Here is a 24275-nt window from a genome sequence, read left to right as displayed (position 1 = left end):
GGAAGTGCAGCAATGTATGGAGCTGACTGCTACTAATCGGTCGAGGGCTTGACCTAATAGCTTAGAAAGCTAAGCGAAACGGTAAGTTGGAATTGGTTTGGTTTTGTGTATGCGGTTTTGAAGGTATATATTGAGAAAGTTTATATAGGGGATTAGTTCAATGGTAGAGCACCGGTCTCCAAAACCGTCGATGGGGGTTCGAATCCCTCATCCCCTGCTTTAAAAGTCTAGTATTTACTAGGCTTTTTTGTATATGTATTGTTATAACATGTTGTAGGAACCCTGAGGAGAAGAGATGTGTAAAATAAACAGAGAGAGGAACAGCAACGAGTTTAAATGAAATATTAGAAAATAGAACCAAAGAGGGCTGGAACGGGCTCTCTTTTTTGTATCTGTCGGTATGAGTGACGGAAGAAAGGATAGGATATGAGTTTAAGAGTTCTTGATGCAGCATCTCACCAGGGAAATATGGCGCAGGAAAATATAGATTTTGATGCGCTTATTGTAAAGGCCACGGAAGGCTGTACGTATGTAAATCCTTATTGTGACAGAGAATTTCAGAAGGCATTTAGACAAGGAAAAAAATTGGGTGTATACCATTTTGCGAGAAATGCAAATGGAAACATCCCGGAAGCAGAGGCAGCGTTTTTTATCGAAAATACAAAAGGGTACATTGGCAAAGCCATCCCTGTGCTGGACTGGGAGGACAAAGATACCTCAAATGTAGCATGGGCATTGAAATGGCTGCAGATTGTAGAAAGGGCATATGGATGCAAACCTATGTTATATACCAGCGAAAGTGTAGTAAACCGCTATGATTGGTCCGCGGTAGCAAATGCAGATTATGGTCTCTGGTGCGCAAAATACAGGGATAACATACCGGATTACAACTGGGATATGGCAGGAGCAGGTCCGGCACCATCAGTAAAATACTGGAAAACGATGGCTTTGTGGCAGTGGACGTCTGTGGGACGCATTGACGGTCATGAAGGAAATCTGGACTGTTCTATTTTTTATGGAGATGCGGCAGCCTGGGATAAATATATTGGACTGGGAAATATAAATAAACCGTTAGTATCAGGATTTAAGCATAGAGTAGGAGAGCATGTGGTGTTCTCTACCTGCTATGCTTCCAGTACAGACCCAAACAGCAAAGCAATCCCGGCATCCCAAATGGAAAAGAATCACGGCGTCATTACGAAGATTCAGTCCGGCGTCAGGAATCCGTATCTCTTAGACAAAGAGCTCTGCTGGGTCAATGATGGAGATATTCGTGGACTGTACCAGGAGTATACAGAACAGTCTTATGTCGTAAAATCAGGTGATACACTTTCCAAAATTGCTGTAAAGTACGGTACCACTTATCAGCAGCTTGCGAAAATGAACGGGATAAAAAACCCCGATAAAATCTATACAGGACAGAAAATCAGAGTAAAATGAGACAATTCCCGGCAGTCTGCCGGGAATTTTAGAAAAAGGTTGACAACTGCAGAGAAGTAGTTGTTTAATAGAACTATGAGAAAAGTAAAACGTTTAAGTAAAGACGAAAATAAAAAGGGGAAGAATATTTTATATGGCAACTATAAAAGAAATAGCAAAAGCATGTAACGTATCGATTGCCACAGTTTCCAATATTCTGAACGGGAAGCCGGGAGCCAGTGAGGCCACCCGCAGTCTGGTATTGAAGACTGTGGAAAAAATGGATTATACACCAAATTATGTGGCAAAAAATCTGAAAATGAAAAATACAAGAAGCATCGGTGTCATTGCAGAGGATATGACTATTTTCAGTATTCCGGATATTATTGACGGCATTACAGAATATTGTCAGGAAATCGATTATCAGATTCTGCTTACGAACATGCGATTATTTAAAAAATATAATGATGTGTATTACAGCAAGGAAGATTATTATGGTCTTGTGAAACAGGAAATCCGAAAGCTGATGGCAAAGCAGGTGGAAGGGATTATCTATGTGACTGCCCATGAAAGAATTATGCATTGTATTCCGGATAATCTGCCAATTCCGGCCGTCATGGCTTACGGATACACGCAGAGTGGGAAAGTGCCTTCTGTAGTTGTAGACGATGAACATGGGGCTTATGAGGCTGTGCAGTATCTGATAGGACAGGGGCACAGGCGTATTGGTGTCATTACGGGAAAAAGCGATAGTCTTCATATGCAGGCCCGGCTTGTGGGATATCAGAAGGCATTGCGGGACAATGGTCTGCTTTATGAACCGGAACTTGTCTATTATGGTGATTGGAATCGGGAAACCGGGTATAAAGGGGCTGGTGTGCTTTTCGAGCGAAAGGTTACGGCCATTTTCTGTATGAATGATATTATGGCAGGCGGCGTATATGATTGGGCAGATGAAATGAAAAAGAAAATTCCGGAGGAAATTTCCGTGGTAGGGTATGACAACAGAGAATTATCCAGTTATTATAAGCCGCCTCTGACAACGATTACATTGCCGCTGCATGATATTGGATACCGGGCTGCAGAGGTTATGATAGAGATGCTGGATGGCAAAATTTCCTCTCAGAAGGAAGAATTGGTGTATCAGATGCCTTGTCACAGACTTGTGAGGAAATCTGTGCAGGAGTTGAAAATGTCAGGAAAATAATGGTACAAGTTTAAGAAGAGAGGGTACAAGTAAAAGAAAAATTGCAGCTTTTCAAAACATCAAAAAAGTTTTGAAGAGCTGTTTTTTAGTTAAATTATACAAAAGAAAAGTATGAAAATCCTTGGAAAATAAGGAGCAGGAGAATAAGATATTGGTAAAAATGCACATAGTTAAACGATTTATAATCTAATATAGTTGTGATAAACATGAAAAGTAAAGATATAAAAAGAAAAAAAGAGTAAAAAAGAGATATTATAAATATTAATCGTTAAAATAGTGAATATACAAGCTTTATTTTTAGGGTATGGGTATGATATAAATAAGAAAAATTAATAAAAGCCTTTTATAAAACGTTTTATAAATCTTAAAAACCATGAATACATATCTATAGAGAAGAAATTATAGATAGAAAAAAGAAAATTATCGGTAAAAGAGGGTTTGAAGTATTAAACGTTTAATAAGGCGGACAGGTGAAAGTGTATGGAAAGAGTGAAGTTAGAAAGTATTCCGCTGCATGCGGTTCACATTCAAGACAGCTTTTGGGATAAGTATATCAGACTGGTGAAGGACGTAATTCTTCCCTATCAGTGGGATACTTTAAATGACCGGGTGGAAGGTGCACAACCCAGCCACTGTATCAAGAACTTTAAGATTGCAGCGGGAGAAGAAAACGGAGAATTTCAGGGAGCGGTTTTTCAGGATACGGATGTGGCAAAATGGCTGGAAGCAGTTGCCTTTACCCTGGCTTCTTCGGGAAGAGATGAAAAGCTGGAGAAACTGGCGGATGAGACCATTGCTTTGATTGGAAGAGCACAGTGTGAAGACGGTTATCTCAATACTTATTATACGATTCAGGAACCGGACAGAAGGTGGACGAATCTGAAAGAAGGACATGAACTTTACACGGCAGGGCACATGATAGAAGCGGCCGTTGCTTATTATCAGGCAACGGGGAAAAAAGAGTTTCTTGAAATTGTGTCAAGATTTGCTGATGTTATCTGTGAAAAGTTTGGACCAAAGGAAGGTCAGTGCCATGGATATCCCGGACACCCGGAAGTTGAATTGGCATTGGTGAAGCTTTATCGGGTAACCAAAGAGAAGAAATATCTGGATACAGCAAAGTTTTTCATAGATGCCAGAGGACAGGGCGGGAATTACTTTGAAGAGGAAGAGAGAGGGGAGAAATACAAACAGATTTTTCCGGAATTTGCAGGATACCAGCCGGAATACTCCCAGTCACATCTTCCGGTAAGAGAACAGAAAACAGCAGAGGGACACGCAGTAAGAGCTGTTTATCTGTACAGCGCCATGGCTGATTTGGCATACGAATACCAGGACAAGGAACTGGAAAAAGCCTGTGAAACTCTTTGGAACAACATGGTGCAAAAGCGAATGTATATTACCGGAGGGATTGGTTCTTCTGGTTTGCTGGAAAGATTTACGACAGACTATGATTTACCAAATGACAGAAATTATTCCGAATCCTGTGCTTCCATTGGATTGGCTATGTTTGGGAAACGCATGGGAGATATGACAAGAGATGCTTCTTATGCAGACATTGTGGAACAGGCACTTTACAACACTGTATTGGCAGGAATCGCCATGGACGGAAAAAGTTTCTTTTATGTAAATCCTTTGGAAGTATGGCCGGATAACTGTCTGGAGAGGACCTCTTTGGAACATGTAAAACCGGTCAGGCAGAAATGGTTTGGAGTGGCCTGTTGTCCACCTAATATTGCAAGAACCCTGGCTTCGTTGGGACAGTACGTGTATGGAAAAGATGAAGAAGCTCTTTACATCCATCTTTATGTTTCTAATGAGACTGAAGTCAAAATGAAAGGAAGGCTCTACAAGGTCAAGATGGACAGTCATTATCTTACAGACGGAACTGTAAAAATCCTGGCAGAGAGAATGAACACTGCGGAAGAAAAGACCGAGAACAGGATTGGCGGGAAAATAGCCCTCAGGATTCCGGGATACATGAAAAAATTCCGGATATACAGAAATGGAGAGAAGCTGGAAAATCCCGTTATACAAAAAGGATATCTGCTTTTGGAAAACCTGGGAAATCGGGAAGAAATCACTTTAAAATTTGAAATGAAAGCACGCTTTGTACGGGCAAATCCAAAGGTAAGAGCAGATGAAGGACGGGTAGCGGTTATGAGAGGACCGTTGGTTTATTGTCTGGAAGAAGCGGACAATGGAAGCAATCTCTCCTCCGGTTACATAGATACACAGACCGAGCCGGAAGAAGTTTATGAACCGAATCTCTTGGGCGGTATTGTGAGTGTAAAACTCAAAGGAAAGTGTATTTCCATGAAAGGCTGGGAGGACGGCAGTCTTTACGGCGAACGGAAACCAGTATTTGAAGATACAGTATGGAAAGCGGTTCCCTATTGTAACTGGGGAAATCGAAAGACAGGAGAAATGGCGGTCTGGATAAAAGAACTGATAAAAAATTAAGGTGTATCATACAGAAACAGAGGGTTTCTGATAGTGATAAAAAAGGAATAAGGGAGGACACTGGTTATGAAGAAAAAAGTGTTGGCAGCAGTATTATGTGCAGCAATGGCAGGAAGTATGTTAGCAGGCTGCGGAGGAAAATCTGATGGAGACAAAAAGGAAACCGGAAGAAGAGAGATGGAGGTAGAGGGCGATAATGTTACGACCTTAAATGTGTGGACCTTCATTGAAAATCATCAGGATTTCTACACGGAAATGGCAGAAAAGTGGAATGAAGAAAACCCGGATAAGAAAGTAAAACTGGTACTTTCCAATATGGCTTATGACGACATGCATAACAAATTATCTCTGGCACTGGAATCCGGAGAAGGTGCACCGGATGTTGTAGATATTGAGCTTGGTAAGTTCCCGGCCTTTACTACAGGACAAATCGGACTGATGGATTTGACAGATGCCATTGAACCATACAAAGATAAGGTAGTGGAATCCAGACTTGATTTATATGCAAAAGACGGCAAATATTATGGTTTCCCAACACATGTTGGTACTACGGTTGCTTTCTACAATACAGAAGAACTGGAAGCAGCAGGTATTGACTATACAGCTATCAAAACCTGGGAAGATTTTAAAAATGCAGGTATCAAATACAAAGAAGCTACAGGAAAAACCTTTGCAGCGGCAGAGACAACCGCACAGTGGACTTTAAACCTGATGCTGGCTCAAAAAGGCGGCAGCTATTTAAAAGAGGACGGTTCCCTGGACGTAAATAATGACACCATGGCAGAATGTCTGCAGTATTTAAAAGATATGCAGACAGCAGGGGCTCTTGATACTATCGCAGGGGGACAGCCGGATAACGAAGAAGCATATCCTCTGTACAACAGCGGCGATGTGGCAGCAGCCATTATGCCATTCTGGCAGACAAGCCGTTACACAAGCTACATGACAGATTTGAAAGGGAAAGTGGCCATTGCAGTTCCTCCGGTATGGGGAGACAATGACGCAGTAAAAACGATTGGCGGCGGCGGTACCGGTACAGCGGTTGTAGCTTCCGGCGAACACGCAGACCTTGCGGCAGAAGTATTCGCTTACATTAAATTGTCTGATGAAGCAAGCCATGAAATCTACAATGTATTGGGATTTGACCCTGTAAACACAGAGGTATGGACAGACACAGCCCTGACAGAAAATCCGGACAACCAGTTTGTACAGTATTTCAACACAAAACCATTTAACGCGCTTCTGGAAGTACAGGACAGCATTGGACTGTTAGACTGCTACACAGATGAAAAGATGCCTTCTATTAATAACGTATTCACAACACAGACTCTGAATGATATTTTTGAATCTGATGTAGATGTAAAAGAAGCACTTGATTCTGCACAGGACACATTGGAAAATGAATTTGCTGAATAATCAGCATATATCAACCGGGGGCTGTTGTAAGAAGCGACTGCCCCCGGTTGCTTTCCAAAGCAAGTGAAAGGAGTTATGGATACCATGAATAAAGTAAAGAAATTCTTATACTCACAAAAGGCTGCTCCTTATGTATTTATTCTTCCCTTTGTACTTACCATTCTTCTGTTCTGGCTGTTCCCCATAGGAAATGGTGTGCTGCTCAGCTTTCAGGATGTGTTAAAGGACAAATGGGTTGGATTTGATAACTATTCCCGCCTTTTGACTGATAAAATGTTTTTTAAAGCGGTTTACAACAGCCTCAAATATATGATTGGTACGTTGATTCTGCTGATACCGTTTCCCTTGCTGTTTGCCAGCATGTTAAACAGTAAGCTGATGAAAGGACAGGGATTCTTTAAATCCGTATATTTTCTTCCGGCTCTGACTTCTGTGGTTGTAGCTGGTACGATTTTCCGTCTGATGTTTGGCGAAATGGATACCTCTTTGGCAAACCAGATTATGGAGCTTCTTGGTAAATCTCCGATTAAGTGGTTAAAGGGAGAATGGACAGGATATTTTGCACTTTTGATTGTAGCATGTTGGAGATGGACAGGTGTAAATATTTTGTATTTCCTGGCAGGACTGCAGAGTATTCCAACGGATATTTACGAGGCAGCTTCTATTGACGGCGCTTCCAAGTGGCAGCAGTTTATTAAAATTTCTTTTCCCCTGGTAAAACCTACGACTGTTTATGTGCTGACTATTAGTATTTATGCAGGTTTATCCATGTTTCTGGAATCCTTCATGCTGTGGAAAGGAAACAATTCCCCGCAGAATATTGGTTTGACCATTGTAGGATACCTGTACAGACAGGGGATTGAAAAACGTGCCATGGGTTATGCATGTGCCGTTGGTCTGGTATTACTTTTAGTCGTTATGGTTATCAATATGATTCAGTTAATCGCAACTGGTACATTCAAGAAGGAGGAGAGATAGTATGGCAGCAGAAGCAATAGGAAAAAGCCAGAAGAGAAAAAACAAAATGGCTACCATAGGTATGGTCATCTTCTTTTCTATTCTTGCAATTTTAATTATTATACCGGTTTATGCTATTGTATTGGCAAGCTTCAAACCGGGAAATCACCTTCTTCAGTATGGTTTGAACCTGAATCTGGACGTGGCGAATATGACGTTGGATAACTATGTGCTTCTGTTTACCGGAAGTCATGATTACTGGATTTGGTTTGGAAACAGTTTGCTGCTGACGGTGATAACCGTGGTACTGACCCTGTTGGTAAGTTCCTTTGTGGCCTATGGGTTTGCGGCATACGATTTTAAAGGAAAAAATTTCTTTTTTGTTATTGTACTGATTATTTTGTCCATCCCTTTTGAAGTTATTATGCTTCCTCTTTACAAGCAGATTTCTTCCTGGGGGATGATGGATAATTACGCTGCAGTGGTTGTGCCGTTTCTGGCTCATGCGTCTACGATTTTCTTCTTCAGACAGTATCTTTTGGGACTGCCGAAATCTTTGATTGAAGCAGGTCGTATTGACGGCTGTACAGAGTACGGAATTTTCTTCCGCCTGATTGTACCGATTATGAAACCGGCATTTTCCGCTATGGCTATTTTAAACGGTATGAATGCATGGAATAATTATCTGTGGCCGCTGTTGGTGATTCGTTCTTCAGAGAAGTATACACTGACTATTGGTCTGAATACTTTAATCAATCCTTATGGTGATAATTACAGCCTGCTGGTAGTTGGTTCGGTATTCTCCATTATTCCTATTTTCATCTTATTTATCTGTTTCCAGAGATATTTTATCGAAGGAATGACAGCAGGTGCTGTAAAAGAATAATTGTATTACAAAAATTTGGAGGTTTATATTATGAGCAGAAGAGCAAAAATGGTGTTAGACAAAGAATTTCAGATTGCCCCAATTGACAAAAGAATCTATGGTTCTTTTATAGAACATCTGGGAAGAGCAGTATACGAAGGTATCTACCAGCCGGGACATCCGGCAGCGGACGAAAATGGCTTCCGCAAAGACGTAGTAGAACTGGTAAAAGAGCTGGATGTGCCCATTATTCGCTATCCGGGCGGAAACTTCGTATCGAATTTCTATTGGGAAGATTCTGTGGGGCCAGTGGAGGAGAGACCCCACCGTCTGGAACTGGCCTGGAGAAGTCTGGAGAAAAATGAAATTGGTTTAAACGAGTTTTCCAAATGGGCAAAACAGGTAAATTCAGAGGTGATGATGGCAGTGAATCTGGGAACCAGAGGAATTTCAGATGCCTGCAACCTGTTGGAATACTGCAATCACCCGTCCGGTACAAAATACAGTGATTTGCGTAGGAAACACGGGGTAAAAGAACCGCACAACATCAAAGTGTGGTGCCTGGGAAATGAAATGGATGGTCCATGGCAGATTGGACACAAAACCATGGAGGAATACGGACGTCTGGCAGAGGAAACAGCCAAAGCCATGCGACTGATTGACCCCACTATTGAACTGGTATCCTGCGGAAGTTCCAACCGTGAAATGCCCACATTCCCGGATTGGGAAGCGGTAACACTGTCCCATACTTATGATTATGTGGATTACATTTCTATGCATCAGTACTATGGAAACAGGGACAACGACAGCAATGATTTCCTGGCGCAGTCAGATGACATGGACGATTTCATTCGTACCATTATCGCAACCTGTGATTATGTAAAAGCGAAAAAACGCAGCAAAAAGACTATGAACTTAAGTTTTGATGAGTGGAATGTATGGTTCCATTCCAATGCGGCTGACGATGATATTACAGAAAACCATCCATGGCAGGTAGCGCCGCCAATGCTGGAAGATATTTACAACTTTGAAGATGCATTGCTGGTAGGTCTGATGCTGATTACACTGATGAAACATGCAGACCGTGTGAAGATGGCCTGCCTGGCGCAGCTTGTAAATGTTATCGCACCGATTATGACAGATGCAGCAGGCGGTGCATGGAAGCAGACGATTTTCTATCCGTTCATGCATGCCTCCAAATACGGAAGGGGTATTGCGCTGCAGCCGGTAATTTCAGGTACCAAGCATGCTACAGCAAAGCATGATGAAATCACAGACGTGGAATCTATTGCAGTATATAATGAAGAAAAAGATGAAGTTACAATTTTTGCAGTGAATCGTAACTTAGAAGAAGATGTGGAATTAACCACAGATGTCAGAAGCTTTGAGGGCTATCGTCTGTTGGAACATATTGTTTTGGAAAACGAAGACCTGAAGGCTACAAACAGCCTGATAGGAGAAAAGGTTTATCCGGTGAACGCAGATGACAGAAGCAAACTGGATGAGGGCGTGGCAACCAGTGTGTTGAAAAAAGCCTCTTGGAATGTGATTCGTCTGGGTAAATAAAAGTTCATCTGTTCTCATAGATTTTTTTCTGTTAGAAATCTTGACATTTTTTGAAAAATTATGGAAAATAATGATATTATTTTGCAGAAAAAAGGACCAGGATGTCACGGTCCTGGTCCGCATTAAAGGGTAAAGGGAAGATAAAATAAAATCTTCTCTTCCTTTATATATCCGAATGAAAGAGGCAAAAAATTACGCCTGAAATAAAAATTTTTCATAAAAATAAAATCGGATACATAGACTAAGAGTTGGCATAACAGAAAGAACGAAAAGAGAATGGAGAAACAAGAATGAAAAAGAAAGAGGGGAAACCGGACTTTTGGAAGAAAGCGGCTTTGGGAGGTGGAATTGCGCTTCTTACTGCAGGCATTTTCTATGGAGCAGGTGCTTTTTATTACAGAGAGCGCTTTTTTTACGGAACGCAAATCAATGACATACCCTGTGCGAACCTTACGGTAAAGGAGGCAGAGCAGAAATTAAAAGAAAAAGTAGAGGATTATACACTGGAAATCAGTCTGAAAGAGGGGAAAAAAGAGTCCCTTTCCGGAAAGGAAATCGACTATACTTATGTGCCGGATAAAGAGGTAGAAAAAGCATTGGAAAAACAAAACCCCTTTGCCTGGATAACCGGATTTTTTCATGCAAAAGAGTATACAGCCGGAGAAAATATTACGTTTGATGAATCCCTTTTGAAAGAAAAGATAAACGCCATGGACTGTGTACAGGAAGCAAATATGAAGCCTCCAAAGGACGCTTATATTGCCTTTAAAAACAACCAATTTGTTATTAAAGAGGAAGAATTGGGAACTGCTATAGAACTGGAAAAGCTGCAGGAAAAGGCAAAAGAAGCTGTGGGGAAAAGTCAGAGTGAGATTTCCGCTGAGGAATCCGGCGTGTATAAACTTCCGGCAGTGACGAAGGAAAATGAGACATTGAAACAGCAGCAGGAGGTATGGAACAGCTGCGCTGCTGTGACCGTGAAATATACCTTCGGAGAGCAGACGGAGATTCTGGACGGCATGACTGTGAAGGAGTGGATGACTTATGACGAAAACGGCAATTATGTGGAAAATACAGCTGTGCTGCAGGAACATATCCGGGAGTATGTAAATGCTCTGGGGGAGAAATATAACACTGCAGGAAAACCCAGAACCATTACCAGTACCAGCACCGGACAGCCGGTTTCCGTGGAAGGCGGCAACTACGGATTTTTGATTGATGCAAGGGGAGAGAGACGGCAGCTTTTTGCAGATATTCAGGCTCATGCAAATGTGGAACGGGAGCCTGTGTATGCCAGAAGAGGAGCAGCTTACGGGGAAAATGATTTAGGGGATACTTATGTGGAACTGGACCTTACTGCCCAGCATTTGTGGTATTATAAGGACGGCGCACTTTTGATGGACAGCGATTTTGTATCAGGGACCTACTATAATTATGGAAGGCGTACACCGGGAGGCACATACACTCTGAAAGCCAAGCAGAGAAATCAAGTTTTAAGACCTGCACCCAATGAGGATGGCAGCTATGATTATGAATCTCCGGTGTCTTACTGGATGCCTTTTAACGGAGGAATCGGTCTTCACGATGCTGACTGGCGCTGGAATTTTGGAGGGGATATTTATCTGTACGGCGGTTCTCACGGCTGCATCAATCTGCCGGTTTCTTTTGCCGGGAATTTCTATGAAAATATTGAAACGGGCTGCCCTATTGTGTGTTTTTACCGCTGAATTTTACCGGGAATTTACGGAAAACTCACAGAAAACTTCTTGCAAGAGAAATGGCTGTGTAGTATAATAAACAAAGAGAAAGAGACAAGAGTTAGGACTGTACAGGCAGTCTTATCGTCTTGTCTTTTGTATATAGAAGAGACGGCAGAGATCTCATGAAAGGAAAAGCGATGAATCGAAAAAGAATAGAAGAATTTGAAGATTGTCCGGTGATTGCCGCTATTAAAGATGAAGAAGGTCTGAAAAAATGTCTTCATTCCGATATCCAGATTGTATTTGTGCTGTATGGTGACATCTGCAATATCGGTAAAATTGTAGGCAAGCTGAAAGCAGCAGGTAAGACGGTAATCATTCATATTGACCTGATTGCAGGACTAAGCAGTAAAGAAATTGCGGTGACGTATATCAAATCCGTTACCCATGCAGACGGTATTATTTCTACCAAACCCGGAGTCATACGGGAAGCAAAGGAGGAGGGACTGTTTGCCATTATGCGCTTTTTTGTCATTGATTCCATTGCGTTTGACAGTATTCAAAAGCAGACGGAAAGTGTGCGTCCCGATATGATTGAAGTGCTGCCCGGCGTTATGCCGAAGATTATCCGCAGAATCTGCCGGGAAAGCAGAGTGCCTGTCATTGCAGGAGGACTGATAGCAGATAAAGAAGATATTATGGCTGCATTAGATGCCGGCGCGGTATCGATATCTACCACCAGACAGGACGTCTGGTTCATGTAAAAAGGAAAATAAAATTTAAAAATTACGCTGGAGATTGGAGACAGAGCGGATGACTTATGAGAAAACTCATGAGCATTTGCGCTGTCTCTTTTTGGTAAGAGGAGGAGATTAAGTATGTATGATGTTGTAGTAATTGGAGCAGGAGTGACCGGAAGTGCGGTGGCAAGAGAACTGTCAGCATATCAGCTGAAAACCTTGGTGCTGGAAAGGGAAGAAGATGTGTGCTGCGGCACCTCAAAAGCAAATAGCGCCATTGTTCATGCCGGTTTTGACGCAGAACCGGGTTCCTGGAAAGCCAGAATGAATGTAGAGGGAAATTTAAGAATCCGGCAGCTTTCAGAAAAACTGGATTTTCCTTATAAGCAGAATGGTTCTCTGGTGCTTTGCTTTGAAGAAGAGGGAATTGGAAAGCTGGAAGAACTGAAAGAAAGAGGTGAAAAAAACGGGGTAGAAGGGCTGGAAATTATTACCGGAGAAAGGATTTGGGAGATGGAGCCAAACCTTTCCCGCCAGGTAAAAGCCATGCTTTACGCCCCCACAGGAGGCATTGTATGTCCCTTTAAAATGACGATTGCCCTGGCGGAAAATGCCAATGTGAACGGTGTGGAATTTGTCTTTGATACTTGTGTAGAAAATATAGAAAAAACAGCAGAAGGTTATCGTATTGAGACAGAGAAAGGAAGTTATGAAACACACTGCGTAGTGAATGCAGCCGGGGTTTATGCAGACGTATTCAACAATATGGTAAGTAAAAGGAAACTGTCCATTACCCCAAGAAAAGGAGAATACTGCCTGATGGATAAGAAGGCCGGAACCTTTGTTTCCCACACAGTTTTTCAGCTTCCGACGGCTATGGGAAAGGGAGTTCTGATTACACCTACGGTACACGGAAATCTTCTTGCAGGACCTACAGCAGAAGATATGGAAGACAGAGAAGGGGTTCAGACTACGGCTTCCGGTATTGCCAAGCTGTCCCAGCAGGCGAAAAAAAGCGCTGAAAATGTACCGCTTTCCATGGTAATTACCTCTTTTGCAGGGCTGCGCGCCACAGAAAAAGGAGGCGATTTTGTGCTGGGAGAACCGGAGGATGCCAAAGGCTTTTACAATGCCGCAGGTATTGAATCCCCAGGACTTTCCAGTGCACCGGCCATTGGCGTTTACCTTGCCAAACAGATTTCAGAGCAGCTTGGCGCAGAGAAAAAAACGGATTTTGTTTCTACCAGGAAGGATATTCCCTGCGTGTCGGAAGCGTCACCGGAGGAAATACGCCGCCTCATAGAAGAAGACCCGGCATATGGAAACGTCATCTGCAGGTGTGAAACAGTCACGGAAGGAGAGATTGTAAATGCAATCCGAAGACCTTTGGGTGCCCGCTCTTTAGATGGTGTTAAGCGGCGGACAAGAGCCGGAATGGGAAGATGTCAATCCGGTTTCTGTGCTCCAAGAACTATGGAAATTCTGGCAAGAGAACTGAAAAAATCCCCCTTGGAACTTACAAAAACAGGCGGCAAATCCAGACTTTTAACAGAGGTATGAGAGGAGAGAGAAGAGATATGGACAGATATGATTTGATTATTATAGGAGGCGGTCCCGCAGGACTGGCAGCGGCAATTTCCGCAAAGGAGCAAGGCGTTACCAACCTGTTAATACTGGAAAGGGATCAGGAACTGGGGGGCATTTTGAATCAGTGTATACACAATGGCTTTGGGCTGCATACCTTTAAAGAAGAACTTACCGGTCCGGAATATGCCCAGCGTTTTATTGACCGGGCGGCAGAGCTTGAGGTGCCTTACAAGCTGCAAACCATGGTCTTGGATATCAGCGAGGACGGGGGAGAAAAAACTGTCACAGCTATGAACCGGAAGGACGGACTCCTGGTTTTGAAAACAAAAGCTGTGATTCTGGCCATGGGCTGCAGAGAGCGTCCAAGAGGGGCTCTGAATATTCCGGGATACCGTCCGGCAGGGATTTATACCGCAGGCACAGCACAGAGGCTGGTGAATATGGAAGGATATATGCCCGGCAGAGAAGTGGTGATTCTGGGATCTGGTGACATTGGGCTTATCATGGCCAGAAGAATGACCCTGGAAGGGGCAAAAGTGAAAGTTGTGGCAGAACTTATGCCTTATTCCGGCGGTCTTCAGAGAAATATTGTACAGTGTCTGGAAGATTTTCACATTCCATTGAAATTAAGCCATACCGTAGTAGATATTCAGGGAAAAGAGCGGGTGACAGGAGTGACGCTGGCTGAGGTAGATGAGAATAGAAAGCCCATTCCCGGAACGGAAGAATTCTATTCCTGCGATACCCTTCTTTTATCCTGTGGCCTGATTCCGGAGAACGAATTGTCAGCTAAAATGGGGATAAAACTGTCTCGTGTCACTTCTGGCGCAGTGGTAAATGAAAGTCTGGAAACCAGTGTGGAAGGAGTTTTTGCATGTGGCAATGTCTTACATGTCCACGACCTGGTGGACTATGTTTCCGAGGAAGCTAAACGGGCAGGTAGCCATGCCGCAGAGTATATCCACAACTGGAAGGAAGAAGCGATAAAAGAGACATGGGAACTGGAAGTAGAACCTCAAAATGGTATTCGCTATACGGTGCCGCAGACGATTCGTCCAGAGCATATGGAAGAAAAACTGACACTGAGATTCCGGGTGGGAGCTGTCTATAAAGACCGATATATCAGCGTATACTGCGGCAGCAAACGAATTTTCCATAAGAAGAAAAAGAAAATGGCGCCGGGAGAAATGGAACAGGTTACCTTACAGAAATCGGATTTGACAGCAGCGCCGGGATTGGATAAAATCATTATGAAATTGGAGGAGGCATAAACATGGAGACGAGAGAATTAATCTGTATTAACTGTCCTTTGGGATGTGCTCTGACGGTCACCATGGAGCAGGGAAAAGTGGTAAAAGTAGAGGGGAACACCTGTCCGAAGGGAAAAAGCTACGGTGAAAAAGAGGTGACAAACCCCACTCGTATTGTGACTTCCAGTGTGAAAGTTCTTGGAGGAAATATACCTGTAGTTTCCGTAAAAACAGCCTCAGATATTCCAAAAGAAAAAATAGGAGCATGCATGGCTGCATTAAAAACAGTTGCGGTGAAAGCGCCGGTTGCCATAGGAGATGTGATTTTAAAAGATATATGTGGCACAGGAGCAGATGTGGTGGCTACCAGAAATGTGGCTGTGAAAATATAGGAAAAGTGCAGCAAAGGTTTGGAAAAGGAGAGAACATGGTAGATTATACGGGAAAAAATGCAGAAGGATTAAAGGAAAAAACACTGTATCTGTTGGATATGGATGGCACGATTTATAATGAAAATGAGATTTTTGAGGGAACGCTGGATTTGCTTCGGGAAATTGAGGAAAGAGGCGGACAGTATGTGTTTATTACCAATAATTCTTCAAAATCGGTGGAGGATTATATAGAAAAGGTAAGGGCTATGGGAATTCAGGCTTCGTATGAAAATTTTTATACCTCCAGCCAGGCTACTGCCATGTATCTTCAGGAAAATTATGCCAATCAGAGGGTGTACTGCATGGGTACCCGCTCTTTAGTGGAAGAACTTCGCCGCGCCGGAATTTCGGTAGTAACGGAGGTGGATGACCGGGCCACAGTGGTGCTTTTGGGCTTTGATACGGAAAATACATCAGAGAAAATCCGGAATACCTGTATTATGCTGGGAAGAGATGTGGCATATCTGGCAACCAATCCGGATTTGGTGTGTCCGGTGAGCTTTGGATATATTCCTGACTGTGGTTCTATGAGCATTATGCTGAAAAACGCCACGGGAAAAGAGCCATTTTTTATTGGCAAACCAGAGCCGATTATGGTAGACTGTGTATTGAAAAAACTGAATAAAACCAAGGCGGAAACAGTGATTGTAGGAGACCGCCTGTACACAGATATCAAGACCGGAGAGCGGGCAGGAGTGGATACCATCTGCGTGTTGTCCGGTGAAGCTTCCCTTAGTGATATACGAGAGAGCGAAGTAAAGCCGGATTATATTTTTGCAAGTGTAAAAGAAGTATATGAAGGGCTGACAGAAGACAACTAACAGGAGACGAACATGCAATACGAAAATATCAGAGAAGGAATCTTTCTGAAGCGTCCGAACCGTTTTATTGCCCATGTGGAAATAGATGAAAAGGTAGAAATCTGTCATGTGAAAAATACAGGGAGGTGCCGGGAATTATTAGTTCCCGGCACCCCTGTTTTTTTGGAAAAGAGCGGCAATCCAAACAGAAAGACCCAGTATGATTTAATAGCAGTGAAAAAGGGAGAAAGACTCATTAATATGGACTCCCAGATACCCAATAAAGTCGTAGAGGAATGGCTTTTGAAGGGGAATCTTTTCGGAAAAGAGGCAAGGGTAAAGAGAGAAGTCACCTATGGCAATTCCAGATTTGATTTGTATATCGAAAGCCAGGGCAGGAAGTGCTTTATGGAAGTAAAAGGAGTGACGCTGGAGGAAGACGGTGTGGTACGTTTTCCAGATGCCCCAACAGAAAGAGGCGTTAAGCATGTGAAAGAATTGTGCCGGTGTATAGAAGATGGATATGAGGCATATATTATGTTTGTCGTACAGATGGCAAATGTAAAGTATTTTGAGCCAAATGAAGCAACACATCCGGAATTTGGAGCGGCATTAAGAGAAGCACAGCAGGCGGGAGTGCACATTCTGGCCTATGCATGTGATGTGAGAAAAGACTTGATAAATCTGTCAAAACCTGTTAGGGTTTATCTTAACGGAAATACAAAAATAAGAGAACAGGAGACAGAATGTTAGAGCAGATTAGAGAACCGCTGCTTTCCTGGTATAAAGAGAATAAAAGGAGTCTTCCATGGCGGGAAGACCCCACACCTTACCATGTCTGGATATCGGAAATTATGCTGCAGCAGACAAGGGTAGAGGCGGTAAAAGAGTATTATGCACGTTTCCTTTTTGCCCTACCCGAATTGAAGGATTTGGCAGAATGTCCCGAAGAACGTCTGCTGAAGCTGTGGGAAGGTCTGGGATATTATAACCGGGTAAAAAACATGCAGAAAGCAGCCAGAGAGGTCATGGAACAGTATGACGGAAGGCTTCCTGCAGATTATGAAAAGCTGCTGAAATTGCCGGGAATCGGCAGCTATACGGCAGGCGCTGTGGCGTCTATTGCCTACGGAATACCAAGACCTGCGGTAGATGGAAATGTACTTCGGGTAATCACCAGAATTACGGAAAATCCAGAGGACATCCTGAAGCAGTCTATGAAGAAAAAGACGGAAGAGGCTCTTCTGGAAATTATGCCAAAGGACTGTCCGGGGGATTTCAATCAGAGTTTAATGGAACTGGGAGCTACGGTCTGCGTACCAAATGGTATGGCAAAGTGCCAGTGTTGTCCGGTAGCCCGGGTATGTCAGGCTTATGCACATGGCACGGTAATGGAGTATCCAAAAAAGGCAGCGAAAAAGCAGCGGAAAATAGAAGAAAGAACGGTTCTGGTGATTCAGAACGGTCAGGAATTTGCCATTTCCAAACGTCCTCCAAAGGGGCTTCTGGCAGGGCTTTATGAGCTGCCCAACAAGGAAGGATATCTGACAGAAGAGGAGATTCTGTCGTTTGTCAAAGGCCTGCATTTGATACCTCTTCATATACGGGAAGCAGGAGAGGCAAAGCATATTTTTTCCCATGTAGAATGGAGAATGAAAGGCTACTTTATTAAAGTCGCAGCGACGGAAGAAAAGAAAGTGGGCAGTCTGATATTTGTGGACAGGAAAGAATCCAGGGGAAAATACCCCATTCCCTCCGCTTTTTCAGCGTACAGAAAGTTTATCGAGGAGGACTTTTAGGTGAAATTATTATCAATTACAGTTCCGTGTTACAACTCACAGGACTATATGAAAAACTGTGTGGATTCCCTTTTGGAAGGCGGGAATCTGGTGGAAATTTTAATTGTAGACGACGGTTCGAAAGATGATACAGCAAAGATAGCAGATGAATATGCGGCAAAATATCCGGAGATTGTAAAAGCTATCCATCAGGAAAACGGCGGTCACGGAGAGGCGGTCAACACAGGGCTGAAGAACGCTACGGGTTTGTATTTTAAAGTGGTGGACAGTGACGACTGGGTAAATAAGGACGCCTATCTTGCTATTCTGGACAAGCTTCTGGAGATTACCGGAGGTCCGCAGACTCTGGATATGATGATAAGTAACTTTGTCTATGAAAAGCAGGGGGCAAAGCGGAAGAAAGTAATGAAATATAGAACCTATATGCCTCAGAATAAAATTTTCACCTGGAAGGAAATGAACAGAATGCCTTTGGGAAAATACATTCTGATGCACTCGGTTATTTACAGGACAGGTTTGCTAAGAGACTGTGGTTTGGAACTTCCCAAGCATACTTTTTATGTGGATAATCTGTTTGTATACCAGCCGCTTCCGTATGTGCAGACTATGTATTATATGAATGTGAATTTTTATCGCTATTTTATCGGGAGAGATGATCAATCTGTAAATGAAGAGATCATGATACGCAGAATTGACCAGCAGATAAGAGTGAACAAACTGATGATTGACACCATTGCGGGAGTGAAAAATCTCAATAAAAATCTGAGGAGTTATATGCTTCGATATCTGGATATTATTATGGCAGTGTCTTCGATTATGCTGATTCGTTCCGGGACAGAGGAGAATCTGGCAAAGAAGAGAGAACTGTGGCGGTATTTAAAAAATGCAGACGCGGGGATTTACCGGAAGCTGTATCTGAGTATTCTGGGAAGAGGCGTGAATCTTCCGGGAAAAGGCGGAAGAGATTTGTCTGTGTCCATATATAAAGTTGTGCAGAAGTTTTATGGATTTAATTAAGAAAAATTGAGCCCGGAAAGGAAGTTTAAACCTTTCCAGGCTCAATTTTTATGCTCGTGCAGGCTGTTCAGCCTGTACGGTTTTAGGTTTATAGATAAGCTGAAAACAGCAGAGATATAATGCAAATGCAGCAACTACATCCAACACGGTATGCTGTTTCAAAAATACGGTTGCAAGAATAATCAGAACACTCAGAATACCCGTTCCCGCCAGAAGAACCTTATGACTGTGGAATTCCGAATGACGGAAAATAGCTACGCAGCAGGCTACGGTGTTAAATACATGAATACTTGGCAGAATATTAGTAGGCGTATCCAGCCGATATAAGTGCTGTACCATCTGAATAAAAATACTGTCGCCTGTCAGGTTGGGGCGTAAATCCTGTCCATTGGGAAATAGGATGGAAATTACGATAAAAAGTGTCATACCAATTCCCAGTGTAAGAATCAGCTGCCAGTATTCTTTTTTATTTTGATTCATGAAAGCAAAATAAAAAACCGTCAATGCAATATAGCCGAACCATAAAAAATAAGGAACCACGAAATATTCACAGAAGGGGATATAGTCATCTATCTTCATATGAATAATTGTAACCGGTACTTTGCGCTGCTCCACATATTGGAAAGCCAGCATGTACAAAATTCCATAGATGGGAATTATCCAGGTATGTTGATATTTTTTCAGGAATTTCAAAGTTTCACACCTCTCACACAGTATTCAGAATACCGTCTTTTTATGAATCTCATTATAGCACAGAGGAAATCCGATAACAATGCAGTTTATAGTTGTTTTATAAATATTACACACTATATTCATTTGTTGGTACAAAACTGTCGAAAATGACAGAATCAAACTTTTTCACAGAAGTTTTCAGTACTTGTTCCGAGCGGACTGTCCAGGCAAAAGTAGGCGTATGCCAGAGACATTTGTTCAGTAAGAAGCTGACATTCTGGGTATCTTTGTAGCAATAGGCGATGAAATCCGGTCTTCCGATAAAGTTTAAAAGCAGATATTTTACCAGGAAGCAGAGAATATAACCGCCTTCGGCTACCGGCCGGGTCAGGTTGGCTGAAAGCTGTCCCCGGATGACATCTTTTCGGTGTTTTTTGTACCAACCGAGAGCCAGAGGATTGAAGGACTCAATGCAGTAATCTCCATTGTACTGCCGCAGAAGACGGTCTGCAAGCACACAGGTTTCCGTGCGTATAGTCGGCAGTTTTATCTCTATCAGAAGGGGAACTTTTCCCTTTACCAGCTTTAAAACATCCTCAAAAAGGGGAATTTTTTCTTCCGTATGCAGGAGAGAAAATTTCTGCAGTTCTTCGTAGGTCATCTCACAGACGGGAAGGTCAATGCCGCACATCCGGGTCAGCGTATGGTCATGAAACACAACTACCTGCTTATCTTTTGTCAGTTGAATATCCAGTTCGATACCATACCCATGCCGGATGGCATGGGTAAAAGCGGCCATGGAATTTTCAGGAATGGACTGGTCAGGGGTAAATAGTCCTCGGTGTGCAAACAGGTAGTGGAGAAATTTTTTAGCCTCTTTTTTCCTGGAAAAGCGGGGCATGATACAGTAAAAATAAAGGCAGAAAAGGAAAACTGCAATACACACAGTAAGTAACAGTATTTTCATAGGTATCCCTCCTTGTTTAGCGAAGAAGCACAGGTATCTGTTTACCGGAAACACGCAGCAGCAGGCGGTCTGTTTCTCCCATAGATTCTCCGTCACAGTGGACAGGAAGAGGAACACGGCTGTGAATTTCCAGACTGTCGCAGCGGTAGGTTTTCACGCCGGAAAACCAGGTGTGTTTGCCGAAAAAAGCGGTGGGAAACAAGGCCAGAATTTTGCATTTTCCAAGTTCTCCGGCAAGACAGATGTCCAGTTTTCTGTCGTTGAATTGAGCGTCGGGACAGAATTTTACGCCGCCGCCCTCATATTTCGTATTCATGCCTGCAATGAAGAAAAAACGGGAAAAGTGCAGGACTTTGTCTCTGTCCAGACGCATGGAAACAGGACAGGGACGGTATTGAATCAGAAGTTTCAGAGCGATAAGCACATAGGTCAATTTTCCCAAATGCAGTTTATTCATGGCTTTTTTTAACGGAGAAACCATGACCTTGCGGCAGATATCTGCGTCATAGCCAATGCCGCTGCTTACAAGAAAATAACGGGAAGTTTCTTTGGAGACTGCCATTCCAATGTCTGTCAAAGTACACGCTTTCGGAGAAAGAATAGCCTCTATACAGGCAGAAACTTCGGTGGGAAGTCCAAGACCTCTTGCAAAATCATTTCCGGAACCAGTAGGAATATAGCCCAGGGTAATATGGGAAAAATCCTTTTTCACCAGTCCGTTTATCACTTCGTTCAGTGTGCCGTCTCCACCGACTACGGACAGGGTGCAGGAAGTTCCTCCAACGGAGCTTTGTTCTGCAATATGGGCTGCAATCCGGTCTGCGTGTCCGGTATATTCTGTAAAATAAGTTGTATATTCCACACCCTTTTCCTGTAGTATGGCGTCAGCTTTTTGCCAGACCTCAAGACCATGCCCGGACCGGGAGTGAGGATTTATAATAAAGTAATACATGATGTTCTGTACCTGCTTTTCTTTGTCATTTGTTTTCTTTGTTTCGACTCTATTGTAGCAGTTTCGTTGGATTAGGACAAGAAAATTATGAAGAGAACAGGAAAATTAGACTGGAAACTGCTTGCCGTCACAGGGAGAAAATGATATGATAAAAGAAAAAATTTCATTGGGAAAGGCAGGCTGGAATATGAAGAACGAATATGTAACATTTACCATTGGAAAAAAGAAAAATATTGCCCTGATTGCACACGATAACGAAAAGCCAAAGCTGATTCAGTGGTGCAAAGATAATTATGATATTTTGAAACAGCACAATCTTTACGGTACAGGTACTACGTCAAGATTGATTGCTGATAAAGCGGGACTGTGTATTAAAGGCTACAACAGCGGTCCTCTGGGCGGCGACCAGCAGATTGGGGCAAAGATAGTAGAAGGTGTCATTGATTTTGTTGTGTTTTTCTCTGACCCACTGACTGCGCAGCCTCATGACCCGGATGTAAAGGCACTGATGCGTATTGCACAGGTGTACGATATCCCTATGGCAGTGAATAAGGCAACGGCAGACTTTATGATAAAATCTGTTTATATGGATTCAGAATATGACCATGAAGTAATTAATTTTAATAAAAATGTGCAGGACAGAGCAGAGTCTATGTAAGGACAAGCAGAAGAAATCCCCCTCTCGGTGAAGCGTTTTCGGGAGAGGGATTTCTTCTGTTACACATAAAGAGATATTGGGGAGGTTCAAACATGAAATTGACCATCAATGGAATAAAAAACCGTGAGTCATGGGAACAGGCAGGAATTCTACTTCCAGGATATGATGTGGAAAAGGCTTCGGAAAAGGCAAGAAAGGAACCGAAATGGGTACATTTTGGAATCGGCAACATTTTTCGGGTATTTATCGGCGGCATTGCAGACCGTTTGCTGGAAGAAGGGGCACTGGACCGGGGCATTACCTGTGTGGAGATGTTTGATTATGATGTGGCAGATAAAATTTACGAACCATATGACAATTTGGGGTTGTGTGTGATTCTGCATGGGGATGGAACCAGAGAATATAAGGTATTGGGGTCAATGGCAGAAGCAGTAAAAGCCCAGTCCTCGAATCCGGCACAGTGGAACCGATTGAAGGAGATTTTTACCAGTAAGTCTTTGCAGTTGGTTTCTTTTACAATTACGGAAAAAGGATATGCTTTGCAGAAAACGGATGGAACCTGGTTTCCGTTTGTAGAAGCGGACATTCAGAACAAACCGGACAAAGCGGTTGGTGCCATGGCGGTGGTAACAGCTATGCTCTATGAACGGTATAAAGCCGGAAAATATCCTCTGGCGCTGGTATCCATGGATAACTGCTCTAAAAACGGTGAGAAGCTACGGGAAGCTGTGTTGACTATGACAGAAGCGTGGCGGAAAGCTGGATTTGTAGAGGAAGGGTTTGCTGCTTATGTAAGCGATGAAAAAACGGTTGCTTTTCCATGGACGATGATTGATAAAATCACACCGCGGCCCAGTGAACAGATTGCCGAAGATCTGGAAAAGCTGGGTGTGGAAGACATGAAGCCGGTGATTACAGGAAAGAAGACCTATATTGCCCCTTTCGTCAATGCTGAAAAACCCCAGTATCTTGTGATAGAAGACAGTTTCCCCAATGGTCGTCCGGCATTGGAAAAGGGGGTTGGGGTGTATATGGCTGACAGGGAAACCGTAAATCTGTCGGAACGTATGAAGGTAACAGTATGTCTGAATCCGGTACATTCTGCCACAGGGCCTCTTGGTGTGGTTCAGGGGTATGATTTGTTTGCTCATATGCTGAATACGAACCCGGATATGATGAAAATGGCTCGCATGGTAGTTTATGATGAAGGACTTCCTGTAGTGCCAAATCCTGGAATCCTTTCTCCAAAGGAATTTGCAGATGAACTTTTTCAGGAACGGTTCCCCAATGAATACTTGGGCGATACAAATCTTCGGTTGGCTGTAGATGTATCCCAGATGGTGGGGATTCGCTTTGGAGAAACCATAAAAGCGTATGTGGAGAAGTATGGAAATGCTTCACGGCTTACTGCGATTCCTCTGGGAATTGCCGGATGGCTTCGGTATATGCTGGCTGTAGATGATGAAGGGGAAAAATATGAACTGGCTCCTGACCCTATGAGGGAGGAAATTCAGGAAAAGTTCAAGGATATCGTAGTGGGGCGGCCGGAAACTTTTACAAACCAGCTTAAGCCTATTCTCTCCAATGAGCGCATGTTTTTTATAAACCTTTATCAGGCAGGAGTGGGAGAAAAGATTGAAAACATGTTCCGTGAAATGCTTGCCGGACCAGGCGCTGTGAAGAAAACTGTGCATAAATATATGGGGGCAATGCAGGATTGACTGGGCAGAAAACCTCAGTAGGCTATTGATTTTGATAGATTTTCAAAATCAATAGCCTGTTGATGCAAAAGAATTCTATATCATTATC

At 43.0% G+C, this 24275-nt stretch carries 21 protein-coding genes and 1 tRNA gene; 19 read left to right on the top strand and 3 right to left on the bottom strand.

Translation table 11 applies throughout. From position 1 onward, the window contains the following. Nucleotides 1-146: 146 nt before the first annotated feature. The 17 genes from G5A70_RS12450 to G5A70_RS12365 all read left to right on the top strand — a co-directional run bounded on the left by G5A70_RS12450 (nt 147) and on the right by G5A70_RS12365 (nt 19217). Nucleotides 147-217: transfer RNA gene (locus G5A70_RS12450), tRNA-Trp, on the top strand. A gap of 209 nt (nt 218-426) precedes the next feature. Continuing rightward, entirely contained in the window at nt 427-1440 is a 1014-nt protein-coding gene (locus tag G5A70_RS15755; RefSeq protein WP_226853702.1) for a GH25 family lysozyme, read from the top strand. Nucleotides 1441-1573: 133 nt separating this feature from the next. Next, a complete protein-coding gene (locus G5A70_RS12435) occupies nt 1574-2626 on the top strand; it encodes a LacI family DNA-binding transcriptional regulator (RefSeq protein ID WP_173749954.1) in 1053 nt (350 codons plus the stop codon). A gap of 480 nt (nt 2627-3106) precedes the next feature. Next, nucleotides 3107-5089 (top strand): glycoside hydrolase family 127 protein, encoded by a 1983-nt coding sequence (locus G5A70_RS12430; protein ID WP_173749953.1) that lies wholly within the window; start codon nt 3107-3109, stop codon nt 5087-5089. A 66-nt stretch (nt 5090-5155) separates the two neighbouring features. Then, entirely contained in the window at nt 5156-6505 is a 1350-nt protein-coding gene (locus G5A70_RS12425; RefSeq protein ID WP_173749952.1) for an ABC transporter substrate-binding protein, read from the top strand. 84 nt (nt 6506-6589) lie between these two features. Continuing rightward, a complete protein-coding gene (locus tag G5A70_RS12420; RefSeq protein ID WP_173749951.1) occupies nt 6590-7483 on the top strand; it encodes a carbohydrate ABC transporter permease in 894 nt (297 codons plus the stop codon). Between the two features lies 1 nt (nt 7484). Continuing rightward, nucleotides 7485-8348 carry a carbohydrate ABC transporter permease gene (locus tag G5A70_RS12415; protein WP_173749950.1) on the top strand — a complete coding sequence of 288 codons (864 nt, stop codon included), beginning with the start codon at nt 7485-7487 and terminating at the stop codon, nt 8346-8348. A gap of 30 nt (nt 8349-8378) precedes the next feature. Continuing rightward, nucleotides 8379-9893, top strand: coding sequence for an alpha-N-arabinofuranosidase (locus G5A70_RS12410; RefSeq protein WP_173749949.1), 1515 nt, complete (start codon nt 8379-8381; stop codon nt 9891-9893). A gap of 290 nt (nt 9894-10183) precedes the next feature. Beyond that, nucleotides 10184-11620, top strand: a complete 1437-nt coding sequence (locus tag G5A70_RS12405) for a L,D-transpeptidase family protein (protein WP_173749948.1) — start codon at nt 10184-10186, stop codon at nt 11618-11620. A 170-nt stretch (nt 11621-11790) separates the two neighbouring features. Further along, nucleotides 11791-12357, top strand: a complete 567-nt coding sequence (locus tag G5A70_RS12400; RefSeq protein WP_173749947.1) for a glycerol-3-phosphate responsive antiterminator — start codon at nt 11791-11793, stop codon at nt 12355-12357. A gap of 114 nt (nt 12358-12471) precedes the next feature. Further along, nucleotides 12472-13893, top strand: coding sequence for an NAD(P)/FAD-dependent oxidoreductase (locus G5A70_RS12395; protein ID WP_173749946.1), 1422 nt, complete (start codon nt 12472-12474; stop codon nt 13891-13893). Nucleotides 13894-13910: 17 nt separating this feature from the next. Then, nucleotides 13911-15191, top strand: a complete 1281-nt coding sequence (locus G5A70_RS12390; protein ID WP_173749945.1) for an NAD(P)/FAD-dependent oxidoreductase — start codon at nt 13911-13913, stop codon at nt 15189-15191. 2 nt (nt 15192-15193) lie between these two features. After that, nucleotides 15194-15562 carry a DUF1667 domain-containing protein gene (locus G5A70_RS12385; protein ID WP_173749944.1) on the top strand — a complete coding sequence of 123 codons (369 nt, stop codon included), beginning with the start codon at nt 15194-15196 and terminating at the stop codon, nt 15560-15562. Between the two features lie 35 nt (nt 15563-15597). Next, the gene (locus G5A70_RS12380; RefSeq protein WP_173749943.1) at nt 15598-16422 is read left to right on the top strand and encodes an HAD-IIA family hydrolase; all 825 of its coding nucleotides are present in this window, start codon (nt 15598-15600) and stop codon (nt 16420-16422) included. A gap of 12 nt (nt 16423-16434) precedes the next feature. After that, nucleotides 16435-17154 carry a DNA/RNA nuclease SfsA gene (gene sfsA, locus G5A70_RS12375; protein WP_173749942.1) on the top strand — a complete coding sequence of 240 codons (720 nt, stop codon included), beginning with the start codon at nt 16435-16437 and terminating at the stop codon, nt 17152-17154. After that, on the top strand, nt 17148-18200 hold the full coding sequence (gene mutY, locus G5A70_RS12370; protein ID WP_173749941.1) for an A/G-specific adenine glycosylase: 1053 nt from the start codon (nt 17148-17150) through the stop codon (nt 18198-18200). The genes sfsA and mutY overlap by 7 nt, the downstream gene beginning before the upstream one ends. After that, nucleotides 18201-19217: a glycosyltransferase family 2 protein gene (locus G5A70_RS12365; protein WP_173749940.1), complete on the top strand. Its 1017-nt coding sequence runs from the start codon at nt 18201-18203 to the stop codon at nt 19215-19217. It begins immediately after the preceding gene. A gap of 48 nt (nt 19218-19265) precedes the next feature. Here the strand turns inward: G5A70_RS12365 and G5A70_RS12360 are convergent, their stop codons facing one another. From G5A70_RS12360 to G5A70_RS12350, 3 genes are all read right to left on the bottom strand, one after another. Beyond that, on the bottom strand, nt 19266-19910 hold the full coding sequence (locus tag G5A70_RS12360; protein ID WP_226853700.1) for a phosphatase PAP2 family protein: 645 nt from the start codon (nt 19908-19910) through the stop codon (nt 19266-19268). Nucleotides 19911-20016: 106 nt separating this feature from the next. Next, nucleotides 20017-20856 (bottom strand): glycerophosphodiester phosphodiesterase family protein, encoded by an 840-nt coding sequence (locus G5A70_RS12355; RefSeq protein WP_173749939.1) that lies wholly within the window; start codon nt 20854-20856, stop codon nt 20017-20019. Nucleotides 20857-20872: 16 nt separating this feature from the next. Further along, complete coding sequence (locus G5A70_RS12350) at nt 20873-21808, bottom strand: diacylglycerol/lipid kinase family protein (RefSeq protein ID WP_173749938.1); 936 nt, start codon at nt 21806-21808, stop codon at nt 20873-20875. A 187-nt stretch (nt 21809-21995) separates the two neighbouring features. Between G5A70_RS12350 and G5A70_RS12345 the strand changes: the two genes are divergently transcribed. Then, nucleotides 21996-22466 (top strand): methylglyoxal synthase, encoded by a 471-nt coding sequence (locus tag G5A70_RS12345; protein ID WP_173749958.1) that lies wholly within the window; start codon nt 21996-21998, stop codon nt 22464-22466. 92 nt (nt 22467-22558) lie between these two features. Further along, nucleotides 22559-24187: a mannitol dehydrogenase family protein gene (locus tag G5A70_RS12340; protein WP_173749937.1), complete on the top strand. Its 1629-nt coding sequence runs from the start codon at nt 22559-22561 to the stop codon at nt 24185-24187. The last annotated feature ends 88 nt before the right edge of the window (nt 24188-24275 follow it).

Source organism: Blautia hansenii, assembly GCF_013304445.1.
Lineage (GTDB): Bacteria > Bacillota > Clostridia > Lachnospirales > Lachnospiraceae > Blautia.
The sequence above is the reverse complement of the archived record's forward strand: the minus strand, read 5'-3'. Positions and strand labels throughout refer to the sequence as shown.

What these genes read in the sequence shown, in the direction of transcription:
- G5A70_RS15755 (WP_226853702.1), top strand. Translation starts at nt 427, where the DNA reads ATGAGTTTAAGAGTTCTTGATGCAGCATCTCACCAGGGAAATATGGCG.
- G5A70_RS12435 (WP_173749954.1), top strand. Translation starts at nt 1,574, where the DNA reads ATGGCAACTATAAAAGAAATAGCAAAAGCATGTAACGTATCGATTGCC.
- G5A70_RS12430 (WP_173749953.1), top strand. Translation starts at nt 3,107, where the DNA reads ATGGAAAGAGTGAAGTTAGAAAGTATTCCGCTGCATGCGGTTCACATT.
- G5A70_RS12425 (WP_173749952.1), top strand. Translation starts at nt 5,156, where the DNA reads ATGAAGAAAAAAGTGTTGGCAGCAGTATTATGTGCAGCAATGGCAGGA.
- G5A70_RS12420 (WP_173749951.1), top strand. Translation starts at nt 6,590, where the DNA reads ATGAATAAAGTAAAGAAATTCTTATACTCACAAAAGGCTGCTCCTTAT.
- G5A70_RS12415 (WP_173749950.1), top strand. Translation starts at nt 7,485, where the DNA reads ATGGCAGCAGAAGCAATAGGAAAAAGCCAGAAGAGAAAAAACAAAATG.
- G5A70_RS12410 (WP_173749949.1), top strand. Translation starts at nt 8,379, where the DNA reads ATGAGCAGAAGAGCAAAAATGGTGTTAGACAAAGAATTTCAGATTGCC.
- G5A70_RS12405 (WP_173749948.1), top strand. Translation starts at nt 10,184, where the DNA reads ATGAAAAAGAAAGAGGGGAAACCGGACTTTTGGAAGAAAGCGGCTTTG.
- G5A70_RS12400 (WP_173749947.1), top strand. Translation starts at nt 11,791, where the DNA reads ATGAATCGAAAAAGAATAGAAGAATTTGAAGATTGTCCGGTGATTGCC.
- G5A70_RS12395 (WP_173749946.1), top strand. Translation starts at nt 12,472, where the DNA reads ATGTATGATGTTGTAGTAATTGGAGCAGGAGTGACCGGAAGTGCGGTG.
- G5A70_RS12390 (WP_173749945.1), top strand. Translation starts at nt 13,911, where the DNA reads ATGGACAGATATGATTTGATTATTATAGGAGGCGGTCCCGCAGGACTG.
- G5A70_RS12385 (WP_173749944.1), top strand. Translation starts at nt 15,194, where the DNA reads ATGGAGACGAGAGAATTAATCTGTATTAACTGTCCTTTGGGATGTGCT.
- G5A70_RS12380 (WP_173749943.1), top strand. Translation starts at nt 15,598, where the DNA reads ATGGTAGATTATACGGGAAAAAATGCAGAAGGATTAAAGGAAAAAACA.
- sfsA (WP_173749942.1), top strand. Translation starts at nt 16,435, where the DNA reads ATGCAATACGAAAATATCAGAGAAGGAATCTTTCTGAAGCGTCCGAAC.
- mutY (WP_173749941.1), top strand. Translation starts at nt 17,148, where the DNA reads ATGTTAGAGCAGATTAGAGAACCGCTGCTTTCCTGGTATAAAGAGAAT.
- G5A70_RS12355 (WP_173749939.1), bottom strand. Translation starts at nt 20,856, where the DNA reads ATGAAAATACTGTTACTTACTGTGTGTATTGCAGTTTTCCTTTTCTGC.
- G5A70_RS12350 (WP_173749938.1), bottom strand. Translation starts at nt 21,808, where the DNA reads ATGTATTACTTTATTATAAATCCTCACTCCCGGTCCGGGCATGGTCTT.
- G5A70_RS12345 (WP_173749958.1), top strand. Translation starts at nt 21,996, where the DNA reads ATGAAGAACGAATATGTAACATTTACCATTGGAAAAAAGAAAAATATT.
- G5A70_RS12340 (WP_173749937.1), top strand. Translation starts at nt 22,559, where the DNA reads ATGAAATTGACCATCAATGGAATAAAAAACCGTGAGTCATGGGAACAG.